Genomic DNA, 19,238 nt, shown 5'->3' on the forward strand with positions numbered 1-19,238 from the left:
AACGCACCGCATCGGAGCGAAACTTCCAAAAACCAATCATTACGTACACGGGTGGAGTCTGTCATGTCTCGGATCGTCGCGCTTTTCATCGCTGTCGCCGCTCTCGGCTCGATCGGCGCCGGTGTCACGGCCGCCACCGCCGACGTGACGGCCCAGGTGACGACGGTCGCCGACGGCGCCGGATGGGGCGTGGTGAACCCCGGCCCGACGCTGCCGCAGGCTCCCGCCGCCCACACCGACAGCGACGGCGCCGCCTGGGGCTAGGCCGCGCGCCCCACACCCGCCTCCCCGCCGACCGATCCCGAACAGGACCTGTTGTGAAGAGAATCGCCCAGCTGGCCGTCGCCGGCGTCGGAATCGCCCTCACCCTGACCGCGTGCGCCACGCAGGGCGGCCACGACGTCGCTGGCCCGGTGCCCACCAGCACCTCCACGGCACCCCGGCCCCCGGCCAGCGACGCCGCCCACCCGACCACGTCGGCCCCCGCCGGGGGCGCCCCCCTCGCCACGTCGGCCCCCACCACATCGGCCCCCGCCGGCGGCGCTCCCCTCGCCACGCCGCCACCGGCCGCCGCCGTCGGCTCCGCCGGCTGCCCGGTCACGGCCGAGACGCTGCTGACCGCCCTGAAGTCAGACGACGCCCGATTCATCCAGGCCGGCAGACCAGCCGCGCTGGAAGGAGTCGTCTGCCACAGCGCCTTCGCCGTCGTCCACTCCGCACCCGACGGAGTCCACCAACCCCCCAAGACGCTCTTCGGCTACAGCGACGCCGCCGGAGCCTGGAAGCCCCTCGTCGTCAGCGGCGGCATCCACTTCTGCCGCGACTACGTGACCGACGACATCGCACAGCACCTCCCCAACTGCTGACCGCCCCTACCCCAAGGACACCCCTCGTGAACACCGTCATCCGCCGTGCCCTCGCCGGCCTGGTCACCACCACCGCTCTCACCGCCGGCCTCCTCGGCGCCATCACCCCCGCCCACGCCGCCACCGGCACCGACGTCGCCACCCTCGCCCGCAACAACGAGAACAAGGGCCCCTGCCAAACCAACAGCATCGGGGGTACCGGCTTCCAGGGCCCCAACGAGAGCAGCTGCTCCGGCAACGCCTGGTGCGCGGACTTCGCCGGCTGGGCCTGGGCCAACGCCGGGGACCACTCGATCGACGTCACCGGCCTGACCCAGGGCTCCTGGACCTTCTACAACTACGGCCGGCGCCACACGGGCTCCCTGCACACCGACACCGGGTACCGGCCCCAGATCGGCGACGCCGCCGTCTACAACGTCACCTCCTACGCCGCCAACGGCGACGCCACCTACAGCGACCATGTCGGCCTCGTCACCCTCGTCAACCCCAACGGCTCCATCGAGGTCACCAACGGCAACTTCAGCGACAAGGTCATGACCAACGCCATCCCGGCGTCCCAGGTCCCCGTCGGCAGCTACCAGTCCGCCCAGGGCAACACGATCAGCGCCTACGTCACCCCGTCCGGACTCAGCACGCCGCCGCCCCCGCCGGTCCCGGAGTCCTTCGGCGGGAAGCTGGTGGACCTCAACGGCGACGGGAAGCCGGACGTGATCGGCCGTCTCAACGACAACCTGTACGTGTGGCTGAACACCACGACCACCCAGACCACCGTCAGCGGTGCGGTGAACCTCGGCGCGGGCTGGGCCACCATGAACTCGTTGATGGTGGCCGACTTCAACGGCGACGGGAAGCCGGACGTCCTCGCCCGGCAGAACGACCACCTGTACGTCTGGCTGAACACCTCCACGGCCGGCCAGCCCTCCGTGGCCGGTGCCACCGATCTCGGCACGGGCTGGACGAGTGAGAACTCCCTCATGGCGGCGGACTTCAACGGCGACGGCAAAGCCGACATCATCGCCCGCCTCGCCGACAACCTCTACGCCTGGACCAGCAACGGCACCGGCCTGAGCACCCCCACCAACCTCGGCAACGGCTGGACCGGCGAGAACTCCCTCATGGCCGCCGACTTCAACGGCGACGGCAAAGCCGACATCATCGCCCGCCTCGCCGACAACCTCTACGCCTGGACCAGCAACGGCACCGGCCTGAGCACCCCCACCAACCTCGGCAACGGCTGGACCGGCGAGAACTCCCTCATGGCCGCCGACTTCAACGGCGACGGCAAAGCCGACATCATCGCCCGCCTCGCCGACAACCTCTACATCTGGACCAGCAACGGCACCGGCCTGAGCACCCCCACCAACCTCGGCAACGGCTGGACGACGATGAACGCCCTGATGACCGGCGACTTCAACAACGACGGCAAGCTCGACGTCCTGGCCCGGCAGAACGACAACCTCTACGTCTGGAAGTCCACGGGCACCAGCCTGGGCGGCGCCAACAACCTCGGCAACGGCTGGACGACCATCACCTTCGTCACGAAGGCGTAGACCTCGACGGTGGGGCGCGGACCCGGTGGTCCGCGCCCCACCGCTCGTTCCCGTTCGGCGACGTCGACCCGGCTAGCGGACCGCGCCCACCACCGCCCACCGCCCCGACACCAACCGCGCGACCAGCGTCACGAGTCGGATCAGAATGAACAGGGTCAGCCCGGCCCAGATCCCGCCGAGCCCCAGGTCCAGCGCGTAGGTGACCCAGATCGCCGGCAGGAAGCCGCCCAGCGCCGCCGCGATCGTGAGATTGCGCATGTACGCGACGTCCCCGGCCCCGATCAGCACCCCGTCGAGGGCGAACACCACCCCGGCCACCAGCTCCATGGCCACGAACCACGGCCACGCGACCATGGTCTGGTCGAGCACCGCCCGGTCGGTGGTGAACAGCCCCGGCAGCCACCACGCGCCCACGGCGATGAACGCCGCGAGCACCACCCCGCAGCCGGCCCCGATCCGGGTGATCCGGGCTGCCGTCCGCCGGGCCTCCTCGGCGCGGCCGGCGCCCAGGTCGGCCCCCACGAGGGACTGGGCGGCGATGGCCAGCGCGTCGAGGGCGAAGGCGCAGAACATCCAGAGCTGCAGGGCGATCTGGTGCGCGGCGAGGGCCGCTGCGCCGAACCGGGCGGTCACCGCAGCCGCGGACAGGAAGCAGACCTGGAAGGCCAGGCCCCGGATGATCAGGTCGCGGCTGAGGGTGAGCTGCGCCAGCAACCGGGCCGGGTGCGGGGCCAGCGGCACGCCCTCGACGACCAGGGCCCGGACGAACAGGGCTCCGGAGACGCACTGGGCGATCACGTTGGCCACGGCGGAGCCGGCGAGGCCCATCCCCAGCGGGTACACGAGGAGGGGGCACAGGACGGCCGAGAGCAGGTTGGCACCGAGCACGAACCGGACGGGCCGGCGGGTGTCCTGCACGCCGCGCATCCAGCCGTTGCCGGCGAGGGCCAGCAGGATGCCCGGCGCGCCCAGGCTGGCGATCCGCAGCCAGGTGGCCGCCCCGTCGGCGACCTCGCCCGGCCCTGCCATCGCCGTGGCCAACTCCCCCGCGCCGAACTGGGCGGCGACGACCAGGATCAGGCCGGCAGCCAGGGCCAGCCAGGACGCCTGCACCCCCTCGGCGACGGCCTCGGCGCGCCGGTCGGCCCCGAACAGCCGGGCGCTGCGGCTCGTGGTGCCGAACGCGAGCACGTTGCCGATCCACGCGGCCACGGCCAGCACCCCGCCGCCGATGGCCAGGGAGGCCAGCGCCGTCCGGCCGAGGTGGCCGACCACCGCGGTGTCCACGAGCAGGTAGACCGGCTCGGCCGCGAGCACGGCGAGGGCCGGCAGGGCCAGCCCGGCGATCCGGCGGAGCGAAACGTCTGTCACCCGCCGACCCTAACCACCAGGTCCGACATTCCGAGGCGGACCTGGACCGCGAACGGCCGGCGACACCAACGGCCCGAGTCCGACGTTCCGAGGCGGCCCGGCCGGATCGACGAACCATGATAATAACGGGTGAAGGGTAAACATGAGCCGCTATCGCTGCCGGGACGGGCCGCTGTGATAGCGTGCTGCATCCTTGCGGTCGAGCGCCACGGAAGAGCAGCTCCTCGGCTGCCTGGACCACTCGCGGCTCCCAGGAGGATCTCTACATGAAGGGCGCCGGGCTGGTGTCGCCAGCCGTGACCGGTGGTGTCGGCGCGACACCGCGCTGGTCGGTCCGCCTCCGGTGGGCTCTCGCCGGCATCGCCGGTTCCTGGCTCCTGGCTCTGGCCGCCCATCTGGTGGGCCTGGACTGGCTGCTCCCTCTGGTGCTGCTCGCCGGCACGACGCTGGTCGTGCGCAGCAGCCGGTTCGTGGCCGACCGGGTGGTGGTGGCCGGTTCGTTGCTGTTCGGCGCGACCTGCGCCGCCGGGCTGTTGATCTCGGTGTGGCCCTGGCACATGCACCCGGTTCCGGTCGCCGGGACGGCGTTGTCGGCGGTCGTGGTCCTCGCGGCGGTGCGGGGCGTGCCGCTGTCGCTGACGCCCCGGTTCCGGCTGGTGGACGTCACCATCCCGATCTGCGCGATGCTGGCCGCCGGGGTCGCGTGGTATCCGATGCGCGTCGGCCGGTTCACCGCCAGGTTCGCCGAGGCGGCCTCGGGCGGCGACATGGCGGCCCACTTCATGATCTTCGACGGGATCCGTGGCGCGGGCGGCTACACCTTCCTGCAGCAGGACGCGGCCTCGGCCAGCGTGCCCCCGTCGTTCCTGAACTACCCGCAGGGCGGGCACTTCGTCGCGGCGTTGCTCGACGCGTTCGTCCGGCCCGGGGCCCGGCCGGACGGGCTCACCTCCCTCAACGACTTCCTGTGGATCAACCTCGGCTCGCTGGTGCTGCTGTGCGCCGTCCTGGCCTGGGCCGTCAACCGGGTCGCCGGGCCGGGTTTCCGGCTGATGCTCGCGCTGCCAACCACCTTGCTGGCCGCGTCGCTGGTGTGCCTGGGCGACCTGCAGACCGTGGTGCGGTGCGGGTTCTGGGCCGAGCTGGTCTGTCTGAGCCTGCTGGTCGTGCTGTGCGCGGTGCTGATCCGTCCGCTGCGGTCGACGGGTGAGCAGATCGCCGTGGTCTCCGCGCTGTTCGTCGCGATCGCCTACACCTACTACTTCGTGCTGCCCGTCGCGGCGGTCGCCGTGCTGGCCTTCCTTTTCCGGTACCGGGGCCGGGTGCGTCGCCGCTGGGTCCTCACCGGCGTGGCGGTCGTGCTGACCGCCGGCCTGTCCGCGGTGCCCGTGGTGGTGAACGTGCTCGCGGTGCAGCGCGACCTGGGCACCGGCACCGCGCTGACGGCGCTCGGCGCGATCGACCCGATGAACGGCACCCTGATGCTCGCGTTGGCAGGCCTCGTGGTCGCCGGGCTGTTCGGCGCCCGGGGCCGGCTCGGGCCGGCCGGCGAGCTGCTGCTCGCCGTCCTCGTCGCGTCCGCCGGGTACGCCGGGGCGATCGCCGTGTTCCAGTACCGCACGGCCGGCTACGTCTCCTACTACTACGAGAAGGCGCTGCACGTCGTCGCCATCGTGCTGGTGATCGGCCTGGGCCTGGCCCTGCGCCGGCTGCTGCCGAACCTGGTGACCCCCGGCGGGGTGCGCGGCGTCCGGGCGATCCTGGTGTGCCTGGCGCTGACGGCGACGTCGATGCAGGTGTTCAACCCGATGCACTCGCCGCTGCCGACCGCGTACGACCGGGGATCCAACCTCGGCCGGCTGCGGCTGAAGGGCAAGCTCGCCCAGAAGCACGCCGGCGCGATGATCGAGACGGTGCTGCGGGTGCCGGACCCCGACCGCCGGACGACGATCGTGCTGCCGACGTTCGGTGACGAGGTCTTCGTCTCGGTGTGGATCGCCGTCATCGAGCGCGACTACCCGGGGCTGGCCGAGTGGCGGGACTGGGCGTCGATCGGCCGGCGGCGCACGCCGGACGAGCTGGTCGCGTTCCTGCGGGCGCATCCGGGGAGGTACCAGGTGGTGACGACGGACGCCGCGCAGCGGGCCGCGATCCTCAAGGCCGGCGACACCCTGGACGTCGAGGTGGTGGCGTTCGATCCGAACCCGAAGTACGTGTCCTCGTGGTGACCCGCGGCTGACGGCACGCCGCGCGACCGTCGCGATCCCGGGCGCGGCCCGGCAAGGCCCGGGCTGTTGCCGGCCCCGGCCTGAGCCGCCACCCGCCGACGGGAGGCACGAACGCCGCCGGCCGCCCCGAAGGACGGCCGGCGGACACGCTCAGATGACGCGGATCAGACCTTCAGATCGATGTACAACTTCTGGCAGGCCGCGTACTCCGGCAGCAGGCCCTGCTCCGCGGCCTCGGCGAGCGTCGGCGCGGCCACGTCCTTGTCGGACAGGATGAGCTCGTCGCGCGCGAACGGGAACTCCAGCCCCAGCGCCGGGTCCAGTGGGGACACCTCGCGTTCCCGCTGGGGCGCGTAGGTCTCCGAGCACAGGTACAGCAGGGTCGCGTCGTCGGTCAGCGCGCAGATCGCGTGCCCGAGCCCCTCGGCCAGGTAGACCTCGCGCCGGTCGACGTCGTCGAGCCGGACGACCTCGTGCTGGCCGAAGGTGGGCGAGCCGACCCGGATGTCGATCACGAAGTCGAGCACGGCGCCCCGGACGCACGTCACGTACTTGGCCTGGCCGGGGCCGACGTCCGCGAAGTGCACCCCGCGCACCGTGCCCTTGGAGGACACCGACAGGTTGGCCTGGGCCAGCCGGAGCGGGTGGCCGTTGGCCTCGGCGAACAGGTCGTGGCGGTACCACTCGAGGAACAGGCCCCGGCTGTCACCGCGCTGGACGGGCAGGATCTCGAAGGCGCCGTCGATGCCGAGCGGAGTGATCTTCACTGCGGTGTCACTTTCTTCACGGTGGATGTCAGAGCAGGCCTAGCAGGTACTCCCCGTAACCGCTCTTGCGCAGCGGTTCCGCCAGCACCCGGAGTTCCTTGTCGTCGACGAAGCCCTGGCGCCACGCGATCTCCTCGAGGCAGCCGATCTTGTATCCCTGGCGCTCCTCGACGACGCGGACGAACTCCGACGCCTGGACGAGGGAGGCGAAGGTGCCGGTGTCGAGCCAGGCCGTGCCCCGCTCCAGAACGCTGACCTGGAGCTGACCGCGGTTGAGGTACTCCTCGTTGACGGCCGTGATCTCCAGCTCGCCCCGGGCGCTGGGCTTGATGCCCTTGACGATGTCGATGACCTGGTTGTCGTAGAAGTACAGCCCGGGGATCGCGTACCGCGACTTGGGCGCGGCTGGCTTCTCCTCGATCGAGAGCACCCGGCCGTCGGGGTCGAACTCGACGACGCCGTACTCCTGCGGGTTGGCCACCTGGTAGGCGAACACCCGGCCGCCGTCGGGCTCGGTGTTCTGGGCCAGGTGGGTGCCGAGGCCGGTGCCGTAGAAGATGTTGTCCCCGAGGATCAGCGCCACCGGCTCGTCGCCGATGAACTCCTCGCCGAGGAGGAACGCCTGCGCGATCCCGTCCGGGCTCGGCTGCGTGGTGTAGGTCAGGTTGATCCCGAACCGCGACCCGTCGCCGAGGAGCCGCTGGAACTGCGACTGGTCCTCAGGGGTGGTGATGACGAGAATGTCGCGGATGCCCGCCAACATCAGGGTCGAGAGCGGGTAGTAGATCATGGGCTTGTCGAAGATCGGCATCAGCTGTTTCGAGACGGCCTGCGTCAGCGGCCACAGCCTCGAACCAGTCCCGCCGGCGAGCACGATTCCACGCATCGGGGTAGCTTAGCGGAGGGTGACGGGGCTTCGACTAGACTCCCTGCCTTGTGAAGGTCCTCATCACCGGCGGTGCCGGTTTCATCGGCTCGCACTACGTGCGCAGCCTGTTGTCCGGCGAGTACGACGCCTACGACGGTGCCGACGTCACCGTTTTGGACAAATTAACTTATTCGGGCAATCTGGTCAATCTTGCGCCAGTGCGCGACCACGCACGGTTCACCTTCGTGCAGGGCGACATCTGCGACGCGGATCTCGTCAACGACCTGGTGCCGGGGCACGACGTGATCGTGCACTTCGCCGCGGAGTCCCACGTCGACCGGTCCATCGACGGCGGCGCGCAGTTCGTGCTGACCAACGTGCTCGGCACCCAGGTCCTGCTCGACGCGGCGCACCGGCACAAGGTCGGCCGGTTCGTGCACGTGTCCACCGACGAGGTGTACGGCTCGATCGACGACGGCTCGTGGCCCGAGACCGACCCGCTGCAGCCCAACTCGCCGTACTCGGCGGCGAAGGCCGGCTCCGACCTGCTGGTGCGCGCCTACCACCGCACCCACGGCCTCGACACGGTCATCACGCGGTGCTCGAACAACTACGGGCACTACCAGTTCCCGGAGAAGGTCATCCCGCTGTTCGTCACGAACCTGCTCGACGGCGGCCGGGTGCCGCTGTACGGCGACGGCGCGAACGTCCGCGACTGGCTGCACGTCGACGACCACTGCCGGGGCATCCAGCTCGTCGCCCAGGCCGGCCGGGCCGGCGAGGTCTACAACATCGGCGGCGGGGTCGAGCTCACGAACAAGGAGCTGACCGGCCTGCTGCTCGACGCGTGCGGCGCCGACTGGAACAGCGTGGACCACGTCACGGACCGGCTCGGTCACGACCGCCGGTACTCCGTGGACATCACCAAGATCTCCACCGAGCTGGGGTACGCGCCCCGGGTCGACTTCGCCGAGGGCCTCGCGGCCACGGTCGCCTGGTACCGGGACAACCGAGCCTGGTGGGAGCCGCTGAAGGACCGGGCGGCCCTGGCGCGATGACCCGCTGGCTCGTCACCGGCGCCGGTGGCATGCTCGGACAGGACCTCCTCGTCGCGCTGGGTGACGAGGACGTCACCGGAGTCACCCGCGCCGAGCTGGACGTGACCGACCCCGCGTCGGTGGCCGCGGCCGTCGACGGGTTCGACGTGGTGGTCAACGCCGCCGCCTGGACGAACGTCGACGGAGCCGAGACGGCGGAGGAGGCGGCCACGGCCGTCAACGGCCACGCCGTGGCCACCCTCGCCGGGGCCTGTGCCGCCAGCGGTGCCCGGCTGCTGCAGGTCTCCACCGACTACGTGCTGTCCGGGACCGGCGTCGAGCCGCACCCGGAGAACGCGCCCACCGCGCCGGTCAACGCCTACGGGCGCGGCAAGCTCGTCGGCGAGCTGGCCGTCCGCCGCCTGCTCCCCGACGCCGGCTACGTCGTGCGCACGGCCTGGCTCTACGGCGCCCACGGGCCCAACTTCGTCGCGACCATGCTCCGGCTGGCCGGCGAGCGGGAGACCCTCGAGGTCGTCGCCGACCAGTTCGGGCAGCCGACCTGGTCCGCGGCGCTGGCCGGTCAGCTGCGCGACCTGGGCCGGGCCGCGGTCGCCGGCCGGGCCCCCGGTGGCATCTACCACGGAACGTCAGCTGGTCGTACGAGCTGGTATGGTTTGGCCCGCGCGACCTTCGAAGAGGCCGGCCTTGATCCCGAGCGTGTCAAGCCGACCACCAGTGACCGGTTCGTTCGCCCGGCGGTCCGGCCGGCGAACAGCACACTCAGCCACCTGGCCTGGGGAAACACGCCGGTCGCACCCCTGGGCCCGTGGCGGGAGATGCTCGCCAAAGCGTTCATCGAGGGACTGTCATGAATCTCACCATCGTCACGGCCCTCACCGGCCTGACCGTGCTCATCGTGATCGTCGAGTTGCTGCGCCGCCGGCAGCTCCGCGAGAAGTACGGCATCCTGTGGATCGGCGTCGGCCTGGTGATGCTGCCGCTGTCGGTGTTCCCCCAGGCGCTCAACGGCCTCAGCTCGCTGATCGGCATCGCCTCCGGCGTGAGCATGGCCCTCTTCTTCGCCGTGGTCTTCCTGCTCCTGACCTGCATCCACCTCTCGTGGGAGGTCAGCAGGCTGGAGGAGGAGACCCGTATCCTCGCTGAGGACATCGCCCTCATCCACGCGAAGCTGGAGAGCAATGAGAACGCCCAGTAACCGCGTCCTGATCATCATGCCGGCCTGGAACGAGGCCGAGGCGATCAGTGCGGTGATCAAGGAGATCCACGCGGAGCTGCCCGGCGTGGACGTTCTCGTGGTCGACGACGGGTCCGGGGACAACACGGCCGCCGTGGCCGGCGCGGCCGGGGCCTCCGTGCTCCGGCTGCCGTACAACCTCGGCGTCGGCGGGGCCATGCGGCTCGGCTACCGCTACGCGCGCGACAACGGCTACGACATCACGATCCAGGTCGACGCGGACGGGCAGCACGACCCCCGGTTCGTGCCGGAGCTGATCGCCGGGCTCGAGCACGCCGACCTGATCATCGGGGCCCGGTTCGCCGGGGTGGGCGCCTACCAGGCCCGCGGGCCGCGGCGCTGGGCGATGGGCATGCTCGGGATGGTCATCTCGCGGCTGGCCCGCACGAAGCTGACGGACACCACGTCGGGGCTGCGCTGCTCCAACCGGAAGATGATCGAGTACTTCGCCGACTGGTACCCGGTGGAGTACCTCGGCGACACCATCGAGACCCTGGTCCGGGCGATCCGCGACGGGCACACCGTCCGGCAGGTCCCGGTGGAGATGCGCCCGCGTCAGGGTGGCGTCCCCAGCCACTCCCCGCTCAAGGCGACGGTCTACCTGGGCCGGGCGTTCGTCATCCTGCTCCTCGCGCTGATCCGACGGTGACATGCTGCATCGCCTGACCCGGGCGCTCCCGGCCGGCACCATCGCGGTCGGCGGCGGACTCGCCGTCCTGGGAGTCGCGTCCTACGTCCACATCGCCGCCGCCGGTCACCGGCTCAGCACCCTCGACATGTCGAAGGTGTCGGTGGTGTGGTCGATCGTCATCTCGCTCGGCTTCGGCCTGTTCCTGCCGGTCGAGCAGGAGACCGGCCGGATCGTCGCGGCGCGGGCGGCCCGCAACGACGGCGCGGTCCCGGTGGCCCGGCGCGCGGCCGGGGTGTCCGGGGCGGTGCTGGTCGTGCTGCTAATGAGCCTCGCGATCGGCGCGCGCCCGCTGGCCGACGCGCTGTTCGACGGCGACCGGAGCATGGTCGCCGCCCTCGCCGGTGCGCTGGTCGGGGCGGCCCTGTCCTACGCCACCCGCGGCATCCTCGCCGGCCGGGGCCTGTTCGCCGCCTACGGGGTGCAGCTCGGCGTCGACGGTGGCCTGCGGATCGCGCTCAGCCTCGGGCTGGTCCTCGCCGGGGTGCGCACCCCGCTCGCCTACGCCATGGTCCTGACCGTCGCGCCGGTCGTGGCGGTCCTCGTGACGCTGCGGCCGACACTGCGCGCCCTGACCCCTGGCACCCCGCAGAGCCTGCGCGGCTACGTCGCCGGGCTCGGCCTGCTGACCGTGTCGGCGCTGGCGGCCCAGACGGTCGTGAATATCGGGGTCGTCAGCGTCAAGATCATCGCACCCGGCGAGGTCGCGCTGGTCGCGGCCCTGCTGTCGGCGCTGATCCTCGCCCGGATCCCGATCTTCGTGTTCGCCGCCCTCCAGGCCTCGCTGCTGCCGGGGCTGTCGGGCCTGCTGGCCCGGGGCGACATCGCCGGGTACCACAAGCTCCTGCTCCGCGCGATCGGCGTCGTCACCCTGCTGGGCGTGGGCGGCGGCATCCCGGCCGTCCTGCTCGGCCCCTGGGCCATCCGGGTGTTCTTCAACGCGCCGGACGTGCTGCACTCGGTGGACTTCGCGATCCTGGCGGCCGGCACGCTGGTGTACATGCTCGCGATGGTCCTGGCGCAGGGTGCGATCAGCCTGCACCGCCACCGCGACCAGGCGCTCGTGTGGATTCTCGGTCTCGCGGTGCTCGCCGCCGTGACGTTCGGCCCCGGTGACGTCCGGCTGCGGGTCGAGTTCGCCTACGTCGCCGGCTCGGCGGTCACGGCCGCGGTCCTGGCCGTGCTGCTCTGGCGGGTCCGTCCGGCCACGGACCGCGTCAGCCCCGTCAAGGAGACCGCGTCATGAAGCCCAGCGTCGCCGCCGTCGTGATCGCCTACGGTGCGGAGCCGTACCTGGAGGAGTGCGTCCGGGCCGTCCTGGACTCCGCCGGGGTCGACGTGTCGGTGCTCCTGGTCGACAACGGCTGCACGTCCGACCAGTTCGACGAGGTGAAGGCGATGGCGGGCGTCCGGGTCGTCACTCCGGACGGCAACTCCGGGTTCGCCGGCGGCTGCGACGCCGGGGCGGCGGAGGCCGACGGGGACTTCCTGGTCTTCGTGAACTCCGACGCCGTGGTCGCCCCCGACGCGCTGGCCCGGCTGGTCGCGGTCGCCGCCGAGCCGACCGTGGGCCTGGCGATGGGCTCGATCCGGCTTGCGGACCAGCCGGAGCTGATGAACACCGTCGGCAACCCCATGCACTACACCGGCATGGTGTGGGCCGGCGGCTTCTCCGAGCCCGCCACCGCGCACGCCGAGCGCCGGGCAGTCCCGATCGTCAGCGGCTGCGTCTTCGCGATCCGCACCCCCCTGTGGCGGGACCTCGGCGGGTTCGCCCCCGAGTACTTCATGTACCACGAGGACACCGAGCTGTCGATCCGCGTGCACCACCGGGGCCTGAGCATCGAGTTCGTGCCCGACGCCGTCGTGCGGCACTACTACGAGTTCTCCCGCAACGAGCGCAAGATGTACTACGTGGAGCGCAACCGGCTCCTCACCCTCTTCACCACCTACGAGGGCCGCACGCTGCTCGTCCTCGCCCCGATGCTCGCCGTCACCGAGCTGGCCATGGTCGCGTCCTCGCTGGCCGGCGGCTGGCACCGCAAGAAGTTCTCCGGCTGGGCGTGGCTGTGGCGCAACCGGGCGTGGGTGGCCCGGCGTCGCCGCCAGCTCCAGTCCGAGCGGCTCGTCCCGGACGGGGTGTTCGCCCGCCACCTGACGGCCAGGATCGACGCGGCGAACATCAGCGCGCCCCCTGGCGTGGGCGTGTTCAACGCCGTCTCCGCCGGGTACTGGGCGGCTGCCCGGCGCCTGCTGCGGACCCGCTGAGCCAGGACGACGCCGAGGCCGGAAACCGCCTCCAGCCCCGTGCCTGAGGCCACGCAACGCTTCCAGGCCTGCTGAGGGCGGAGCGCCGGTGGCGTACCCGGCGCCGCCGCCACGTACCCGTCGCATCGAGAAAGCGGGGCGGACCCGTCACCGGATCCGCCCCGCCGTTTCCCAGATCAGTGCCGGACGTCGAACTGCCGCCCCTCCGGGGCCGCGTCGATGGCGACGCCGGCCGGCCGGCGCACGGCCATCTGGCCGGGAGCCGCGACGCCCGAGGCGACGAGGCGCCACGGCACGTCCACGATGAAACCGACCACGTCGATGATGATGGCGGTGTTGGTGTGCGCGTACACCTTGACGGTGTCCGTCCACAGCGGAGCGTTGTTGGAGTCCACGACGCTGATCAGCTGGCTCTGGACGAAGTTCGACAGGATGTTGCCGCCGGAGAAGTTCAGCGACGAGGCGTTCGGCCGGTCACCCTTGCTGCCCCAGACCGAGACGAAACCGCCGACGCCGCCGGCGACCACGGTGACGTTCATCTGGACGCCGATACCCCACTGGACGAGGCTGCCCATGTTGATCCGGATGACCTTGCCGCCGGCGACCTGACCGGTCTGCGGGTTGACGTAGGCCTGGCCCTCGACGATCGAACCCCGCAGGCCCGCGTCGCGGGTGTCGAGGATCCGGGTCGGCGCGGTCGGGATGACCATCGACGCGAAGTAGGAGGAGTAGACGACCTCCGAGAGGGTCGAGCCCTCGCGGGTCGGCACGCTCTGGAGCAGGAAGCCGTTCTCGGTCGAGCCGAGGGCGCCGAGCGGCGAACCGTTCGGAACCGGCACCCCGCTGGGCGCCAGCACGAGCGGCGCGCCGGCCGAGTTGGCGAGCTTCAGCGCGCCGGCCGAGGTGGAAGCGGTGAGGGTGGTGACCACGTCGGCGGTGTTCTCCTGGCCGGCGACCACGGCCTGGCCGGTGGCGGCCTCGGCGGGCGAACCGGCAGTCAGGGCGACTCCGGCTCCGGCCACGCCAGCGAGTGCGGCTGCGCCTCCGCGAAGCAGCCGACGGCGTTCGACGGTGGTGGCCTCTTTGTTGTCCTGCACGGGGGTCCTCTCACTGAAGGGGTGTACCGGCGAACCGGTGATCAAGCGAGTTGATTATGTCCCGGATCGGGACCGTGTGTTGTCCCCCGTACGGGTGATCAATCAGGCGGAGCGGACGTTCTGCAGCTCGCCGAACCGGGGCGATTCCGGGGCGGACACGATCGGGTCCGCGGGCTTCTCCGGGGCCGTCAGATCAGCGGGGACGTCGGCGACGTCGATGACCTCGGTGGCGTCCGCGGGGGCTGGCCGGGCCACGGTCCGGGCCGACGCCCACAGGACGAGCCCACCGAGCAGCAGCAGGCCGGCGGACATCGCCAGGAGCGGGGTCAACGACCCGAGCACGGGGTGCCAGGGCCCCCAGAACGGGTCGAGCGCGTGCAGGGTGGGCGTCCGGGGGATACCGCGCTGCCAGCGCACCATCGTGTACCACAGCAGCACGAGGTGGATCGGCAACATCGCCACCACGCACAGCTTCGTGAACGAGTGCGACTGACGGGCGGTCAGGAGCCGCTGCTCGACGATGAACGCGCCGAGCAGGGGAAGGAACACGATCGCCGGGAGCATGTAGCGGCCCTGCGTGATGTACCCGACGATGTTGATGTTGATCGCCTGCAGGATCGTCGGGATCAGGGCCCCGCCGATGGCGATCACGAGGATCCGCCACCGGTCGGCCCGGGTCCCGACCACGAGGGCGAAGACCACCAGGCTCGCGGCGATCGTGAGCCAGATCCAGTAGAACGGCGGCGGGATCGCCGTGTCCAGCCAGCCGCCGTAGCCGACCATCTCCTGGAGGAGCTGGCCCCACTGGGCGAACACCTTGATCACGGCCTGGCCGCCGCTGAGGTGTTCCTTCGGCGGGGGTGACGTCAGGTCGCCGGTGTTCATCAGCACGATCCACGCGGCGGCGAGCGCGACCGAGACGACGGTGATCACGCTCAGGACCCGGATCGGACGCCCGTGGTTCGCCAGAAGTTCCTTGGCGCGCCGTCTGGTCACCGGGAGCAGCATGGCGAGCAGGCCCGTGCCGAGGAACAGCGGACCCATCGACCGCAGGCTGGCCAGGAGGACGATGCTGATCCCCACCAGCCAGTACAGCTGGCGGGTGTCGCCGCGCCGGGGGCCCATCAGCAGCGGGATGCCCGCCGCGGCCAGGGCGATCCCGGCGGAGATCTCCAGGCCGTTGGGGTTCACCGCACCGGCGATCTGGGCCAGCATCGGCGTGCTGACGGCCACCAGGCCGCCGAGCATCAGGCCGAAGCGCGACCACCGGGTCAGGATCATGAAGGCCCAGGAGAGCAGGGCCGCGGACAGCGCGGCGCTCATCAACCGGGCGACGAGGATGCCGGCCCACCCGTCCCAGATCCGCAGCGGCCAGCCGACCGCCGCGTAGTACAACGGGTGGTAGCGGCCGGCCAGGGTGGGCGTGTCGACCAGGGGGCCGGAGCTGGGCTGCGGGGCGCACTCCGCCGACTTGAGGGGCTTGGAGGTCCAGCAGATGCCGGAGGCGTTCAGGCCGGCGGGGACGTTCTGGATCGTGCCGCTCTGGCCCTTCACCCGGACGGGTTCGGGCGCGATCTGACCACCGGCGACGCCGGCCGCCCGGATCATGTGCTGCATCTCGTCCGGCGTGCCGTCGTAGGGTGCCGCCACGGACCAGGCGCCGAACACCAGGAAGAAGGCGAGGAACGACAGCACCCACAGCGCACGGGGGCGCGCCGTGCGGGACGGCGAAATGGTACTCACGGAGCGTCTCGGCCCTATCGTGTCGACGATCTGGATAACCGCCGAGCACACCTACGACAGGTCGCCAGCGAGCGGATCTCGTGAATTGTATCCACTCGTCGTCCCGTGCACGTGCCGCCCCGACGCGCCCGCAGGTTGCAGGGAAACGTTGTGGGCTGGGCCACAGCCACGTTCCGGGCGGTCGGGGCGTGCCGGGTGGGCGGGCCGACCACGGCGGCCGACCCGGGTCCACGTCTACTGACGGACGTCCATGGAGGTCTGCAGCGCCTGGCGGGCGGCCTCGCGGGCTTCGGTGTCCTGCGGGCGGGGAGTGTGCTTACGAGTCATCGTTCTCATCCTTACCTGATCGACCGATCGGGCCAGCGCGAAAACCCCGGGCGGGGGGCCGGCCCTACGAATTCAGGCCCCGCCTCGGCGGCTAAGAATGAGTACTACTCGGCGCATGCTGCCCAAACTATCGTTCAATCCCAAGGATTGCACGGCTTTCCCATAGACCGGGAAGATCAAGAGCCGAACCACCATCGGATCACGCCGCGTCACCGACCCTGGATCCAGCGGGCCGAGAGGCTCGACCCAGACACAAGCGCGCCGGCCCGGGGGGCACGGCGCGACGATCGGGGAAACGCTAGAGCTGCGCGCGGACCTGCGCGAACACGGATTCGGCCGTGCCGGTGCCCGTGAAACCCGCGGCGTAGCGGTGCCCGCCGCCGCCCAGCGCCACCGACACCCGGGCCACGTCGACGTCGCCCTTGCTGCGCAGCGACACGGCCCACTCGCCGGTGGCCAGCTCCTTGAGCACGCACGCCACGTCGGCCTCGCCCGCGGTGCGCACGATGTCGATCAGGCTCTCCAGCGCGTCGTACGCCTGGCCATGCTCGGCCAGATCAGCCTGCGTCGCGTACGTCCAGACCAGGCCGCCCGGCACCGTCGGGTCCAGCCGGGCCCGGCCGAGGGCCGCACCGAACAGCCCGAGCGCCCCGAAGGGCCGGGTGTCGAACAGTCGCCGGGAGATCACGTCGGGCCGGATGCCGGTGTCGAGCAACCGCGCGGCCAGGCCGTGCACCTCGGGCGTCGTCGCCTGGTACTTGAACGAGCCGGTGTCCGTTGCCACCCCGACATACAGGCACTCGGCGATCTCCGCGTCGAGCGGCACCCCGAGCCGGCGCAGCAACTCGTCGGCGAGCACCGCTGTGGCCGCGGCCCCGGCGTCGACGAGGTGCACCGTACCGAAGAAGGTGTTGGAGGCGTGGTGGTCGAGGACGACGACGTCGTCGGCGACGGGGAAGAACCGGGCGGCCAGCTCGCCGAGGCGCTCGGCGTTGCCGGCGTCGAACGTGACGACCAGGTCCGGGGACGGGTCGACATCGGGGGCCGGGGTGAGCAGCTCGCGGCCGGGCATGCCGTCGAACAGCGGCGGCAGGGTGAACGGCCCGGGGAACGACGCCTGGCAGGGCCGGCCGAGCCGGGCGAGCCCCAGCGCGACGGCGAGCATGCTGCCCAGCGCGTCACCGTCGGGGTTGACGTGACAGATCAGGAGGGGACGCTCGGCCCTGGCCAGCGCGTCGAGGGCCCGGGCCCACTCGGACTCCGAGGGACCGGTGTCCGCCGGACCCAGGGGCCCGGCGGCTCGACGCACCGTGGGGGTCGTCACGACTCTTCTTCGGCCTTGTACGGGTTGGTGTCCCCCGCGTACTGCGCCCCGGCGGCCAGCCGGTGCACCTCCGCGTCGGCGGCGTTCGCGGCGGCGAGCAGGTCGTCGATGTTGGCCACGTGCTCCTGCACCTGGTCGGCGACGAACGTCAGGCTCGGCGAGTGCCGCAGCCCGAGCCGCTTGCCGACCGTGCTGCGCAGCACGCCCTTGGCGCTCTCCAGCGCGGCGGCGGACGCCGACTGCTCGACCGCGTCGCCGAAGACCGTGTAGTAGACGGTCGCCTCGCGCAGGTCGTTCGTGATCCGGGCGTCGGTCACCGTGATCATGCCGAGTCGAGGGTCCTTGATCTGCGTCTTCAGACTGGACGCGACCAGCTCACGCACCCGACCGGCCAGTCGTCGTACCCGGGCCGAGTCAGACATCTTCCTACCTCCGGCTTGTGCCACACCAACTGACGACAGTACTCGGTTTCGGCGGAGGTGCACACATCGTGACCTCCGCCGCACAGCTAAACGGACATTCTCCTACTAATCCTCGTCACCGTGTAGTCGACGACGCACGGACAGTAGCTGCACCTCGGGCATCATGCCGAACTGCCGCTCGCAGCGGTCCAGCACCTCGGTGACGTGCGATATCTCGGCGGCCACGACGGCCACCCCGATCTCGGCCCTGCCGGTCAGGTCCAGTGCCCCGACCTCGGCCACGGCGACCTCGAACTTCCTCAGAGCGGCGATCAGCGGGCGGACGTAGCCCCGCTTCTCCTTCAGGCTGCGGGAATCCCCCGGCAGCAGCAGATCGAACAACGCGGTACCTGTGAACACCCGAACGAGGCTACTTGCAGGCCACGAGAATGTCGCGCGTGATTGCCTGGTCCACCCGGTGAGTGAATCCGGGCATGTCCAACACCATCAGGCCGGCGTCCTCGAGCACCTGGGCGATGTCGTCCTTGTCCGCGGTGAACGTGTTGAACGCGATCCCGAACGCGCCACCGGGCTTGAGGATCTCCACCCAGCCGGGCACGGCCTCTTCGAGCAGCTCGATCGGCTTGCGCGACAGTCCCTTGTGGTGGGCGCCGTGCGTCACGCCGTACGGCGCGTCGGTGACGACCAGGTCGGCGGTGCGCACCTTGATCACCTCGCGGGCCTTGAGGGCGTCGATGTTGTACATCACCAGGCTCTGCTGCCCGGCGATCGTGACCTCGAGCTTGCGGGCCAGCAGCTTCTTCTCCCGGCGGACCGGGTTCACCTCGGCGCGGTGCTTGAGCCGCTTGCGCTTGAGCCAGGTCTTCAGGAACGCCGCGTACGCCTCGAAGTCCTTCTGGTCCAGGTCGCAGCCCAGCGCGTCGTAGCCGTACATCAGCGCCTGGTTGAGCGTCGTGCCGCGCCCGGCCATCGGGTCGAAGACGACCGGCCGGTCGGCGAGCAGGTCCTTGCCCGAGGCGAGCATCGTGACGTTCAGCAGCAGCTTCGTGAACTGCTCGTTCGTCTTCCCCGCGTACTTCTGGATCGTGATCAGGTCGTCGTCGAACGTGTCGAGCCGGTTCAGCAGCACCGGGCGCAACAGGTCGCCCTCGACCCGGAACAGCGCGAACATGGCCGACAGGTTCGACAGGTACGCCACGTCCCGGTCGGTCAGGTCCTCCGCCTCGAAGGTCACGTACGGCACCCCGCCGAACGTGGACTCCTCCAGCTCACCGAGCCGACCCTTGAGCGCGGTCCGGCCGAAGACGGCCAACTCGGCGAGGGCCAGGCGGGGGGCCGTGTCGGCGTACACCCGGTTGGAGGACGGGGCGATCAGCAGCGCGTAGCGGGACATACCACTCTCTCGTAAAAAGGGCGGAGGCCCG

The 19,238-nt window shown here is 71.0% G+C and carries 19 protein-coding genes; 10 read left to right on the forward strand and 9 right to left on the reverse strand.

What is annotated here, in order from left to right; genetic code table 11:
* The first annotated feature begins 63 nt into the window (after positions 1-63).
* The 3 genes from IW245_RS21235 to IW245_RS21245 are packed head-to-tail and all read left to right on the forward strand — an operon-like array spanning position 64 to position 2,416.
* Complete coding sequence (locus tag IW245_RS21235; protein ID WP_197004920.1) at positions 64-264, forward strand: hypothetical protein; 201 nt, start codon at positions 64-66, stop codon at positions 262-264.
* Between the two features lie 53 nt (positions 265-317).
* The gene (locus IW245_RS21240) at positions 318-866 is read left to right on the forward strand and encodes a hypothetical protein (RefSeq protein WP_197004921.1); all 549 of its coding nucleotides are present in this window, start codon (positions 318-320) and stop codon (positions 864-866) included.
* Between the two features lie 26 nt (positions 867-892).
* Positions 893-2,416: an FG-GAP-like repeat-containing protein gene (locus tag IW245_RS21245; protein ID WP_197004922.1), complete on the forward strand. Its 1,524-nt coding sequence runs from the start codon at positions 893-895 to the stop codon at positions 2,414-2,416.
* A gap of 72 nt (positions 2,417-2,488) precedes the next feature.
* Here IW245_RS21245 and IW245_RS21250 read toward each other — a convergent pair whose 3' ends face one another.
* Positions 2,489-3,787, reverse strand: a complete 1,299-nt coding sequence (locus tag IW245_RS21250) for an MATE family efflux transporter (RefSeq protein ID WP_197004923.1) — start codon at positions 3,785-3,787, stop codon at positions 2,489-2,491.
* Between the two features lie 266 nt (positions 3,788-4,053).
* Between IW245_RS21250 and IW245_RS21255 the strand changes: the two genes are divergently transcribed.
* A complete protein-coding gene (locus tag IW245_RS21255) occupies positions 4,054-6,015 on the forward strand; it encodes a hypothetical protein (RefSeq protein WP_197004924.1) in 1,962 nt (653 codons plus the stop codon).
* 164 nt (positions 6,016-6,179) lie between these two features.
* Here the strand turns inward: IW245_RS21255 and IW245_RS21260 are convergent, their stop codons facing one another.
* A complete protein-coding gene (locus tag IW245_RS21260; RefSeq protein WP_197004925.1) occupies positions 6,180-6,782 on the reverse strand; it encodes a dTDP-4-dehydrorhamnose 3,5-epimerase family protein in 603 nt (200 codons plus the stop codon).
* Positions 6,783-6,810: 28 nt separating this feature from the next.
* Entirely contained in the window at positions 6,811-7,668 is an 858-nt protein-coding gene (gene rfbA, locus IW245_RS21265; RefSeq protein WP_197004926.1) for a glucose-1-phosphate thymidylyltransferase RfbA, read from the reverse strand.
* A gap of 50 nt (positions 7,669-7,718) precedes the next feature.
* On the opposite strand from rfbA, the gene rfbB reads away from it, so the two are divergent.
* From rfbB to IW245_RS21295, 6 genes are read left to right on the forward strand one after another with little or no spacing between them, the layout of a single operon-like run.
* Entirely contained in the window at positions 7,719-8,708 is a 990-nt protein-coding gene (rfbB, locus tag IW245_RS21270) for a dTDP-glucose 4,6-dehydratase (protein WP_197004927.1), read from the forward strand.
* The gene (gene rfbD, locus IW245_RS21275) at positions 8,705-9,562 is read left to right on the forward strand and encodes a dTDP-4-dehydrorhamnose reductase (protein WP_197004928.1); all 858 of its coding nucleotides are present in this window, start codon (positions 8,705-8,707) and stop codon (positions 9,560-9,562) included. The genes rfbB and rfbD overlap by 4 nt, the downstream gene beginning before the upstream one ends.
* Positions 9,559-9,906 carry a DUF2304 domain-containing protein gene (locus IW245_RS21280; protein WP_197004929.1) on the forward strand — a complete coding sequence of 116 codons (348 nt, stop codon included), beginning with the start codon at positions 9,559-9,561 and terminating at the stop codon, positions 9,904-9,906. Before rfbD ends, IW245_RS21280 begins: the two co-directional genes overlap by 4 nt.
* Positions 9,890-10,594: a glycosyltransferase family 2 protein gene (locus tag IW245_RS21285; protein WP_197004930.1), complete on the forward strand. Its 705-nt coding sequence runs from the start codon at positions 9,890-9,892 to the stop codon at positions 10,592-10,594. The genes IW245_RS21280 and IW245_RS21285 overlap by 17 nt, the downstream gene beginning before the upstream one ends.
* 1 nt (position 10,595) lies before the next feature.
* On the forward strand, positions 10,596-11,879 hold the full coding sequence (locus tag IW245_RS21290) for a polysaccharide biosynthesis protein (RefSeq protein WP_197004931.1): 1,284 nt from the start codon (positions 10,596-10,598) through the stop codon (positions 11,877-11,879).
* Positions 11,876-12,901 (forward strand): glycosyltransferase family 2 protein, encoded by a 1,026-nt coding sequence (locus tag IW245_RS21295; RefSeq protein WP_197004932.1) that lies wholly within the window; start codon positions 11,876-11,878, stop codon positions 12,899-12,901. The genes IW245_RS21290 and IW245_RS21295 overlap by 4 nt, the downstream gene beginning before the upstream one ends.
* Before the next feature lie 176 nt (positions 12,902-13,077).
* Here IW245_RS21295 and IW245_RS21300 read toward each other — a convergent pair whose 3' ends face one another.
* The 6 genes from IW245_RS21300 to IW245_RS21325 all read right to left on the reverse strand — a co-directional run bounded on the left by IW245_RS21300 (position 13,078) and on the right by IW245_RS21325 (position 19,207).
* Positions 13,078-13,998 carry a hypothetical protein gene (locus tag IW245_RS21300; protein ID WP_197004933.1) on the reverse strand — a complete coding sequence of 307 codons (921 nt, stop codon included), beginning with the start codon at positions 13,996-13,998 and terminating at the stop codon, positions 13,078-13,080.
* A gap of 102 nt (positions 13,999-14,100) precedes the next feature.
* The gene (locus IW245_RS21305; protein WP_197004934.1) at positions 14,101-15,741 is read right to left on the reverse strand and encodes a DUF2142 domain-containing protein; all 1,641 of its coding nucleotides are present in this window, start codon (positions 15,739-15,741) and stop codon (positions 14,101-14,103) included.
* A 625-nt stretch (positions 15,742-16,366) separates the two neighbouring features.
* Complete coding sequence (locus tag IW245_RS21310) at positions 16,367-17,392, reverse strand: DHH family phosphoesterase (protein ID WP_372445210.1); 1,026 nt, start codon at positions 17,390-17,392, stop codon at positions 16,367-16,369.
* On the reverse strand, positions 17,389-17,814 hold the full coding sequence (rbfA, locus tag IW245_RS21315) for a 30S ribosome-binding factor RbfA (protein ID WP_197004935.1): 426 nt from the start codon (positions 17,812-17,814) through the stop codon (positions 17,389-17,391). The genes IW245_RS21310 and rbfA overlap by 4 nt, the downstream gene beginning before the upstream one ends.
* Before the next feature lie 105 nt (positions 17,815-17,919).
* Positions 17,920-18,213 carry a DUF503 domain-containing protein gene (locus IW245_RS21320; protein WP_197004936.1) on the reverse strand — a complete coding sequence of 98 codons (294 nt, stop codon included), beginning with the start codon at positions 18,211-18,213 and terminating at the stop codon, positions 17,920-17,922.
* A gap of 10 nt (positions 18,214-18,223) precedes the next feature.
* Positions 18,224-19,207: a TRM11 family SAM-dependent methyltransferase gene (locus IW245_RS21325; RefSeq protein WP_197004937.1), complete on the reverse strand. Its 984-nt coding sequence runs from the start codon at positions 19,205-19,207 to the stop codon at positions 18,224-18,226.
* Positions 19,208-19,238: the final 31 nt, after the last annotated feature.

The sequence above is a fragment of the Longispora fulva genome (assembly GCF_015751905.1).
In the GTDB taxonomy this organism is placed as follows: Bacteria; Actinomycetota; Actinomycetes; order Mycobacteriales; family Micromonosporaceae; genus Longispora; species Longispora fulva.

Coding starts and splice junctions, on each gene's coding strand:
- IW245_RS21235 (WP_197004920.1), top strand. CDS start 64: ATGTCTCGGATCGTCGCGCTTTTCATCGCTGTCGCCGCTCTCGGCTCG.
- IW245_RS21255 (WP_197004924.1), top strand. CDS start 4,054: ATGAAGGGCGCCGGGCTGGTGTCGCCAGCCGTGACCGGTGGTGTCGGC.
- rfbA (WP_197004926.1), bottom strand. CDS start 7,668: ATGCGTGGAATCGTGCTCGCCGGCGGGACTGGTTCGAGGCTGTGGCCG.
- rfbD (WP_197004928.1), top strand. CDS start 8,705: ATGACCCGCTGGCTCGTCACCGGCGCCGGTGGCATGCTCGGACAGGAC.
- IW245_RS21280 (WP_197004929.1), top strand. CDS start 9,559: ATGAATCTCACCATCGTCACGGCCCTCACCGGCCTGACCGTGCTCATC.
- IW245_RS21285 (WP_197004930.1), top strand. CDS start 9,890: ATGAGAACGCCCAGTAACCGCGTCCTGATCATCATGCCGGCCTGGAAC.
- IW245_RS21290 (WP_197004931.1), top strand. CDS start 10,596: ATGCTGCATCGCCTGACCCGGGCGCTCCCGGCCGGCACCATCGCGGTC.
- IW245_RS21295 (WP_197004932.1), top strand. CDS start 11,876: ATGAAGCCCAGCGTCGCCGCCGTCGTGATCGCCTACGGTGCGGAGCCG.
- rbfA (WP_197004935.1), bottom strand. CDS start 17,814: ATGTCTGACTCGGCCCGGGTACGACGACTGGCCGGTCGGGTGCGTGAG.
- IW245_RS21325 (WP_197004937.1), bottom strand. CDS start 19,207: ATGTCCCGCTACGCGCTGCTGATCGCCCCGTCCTCCAACCGGGTGTAC.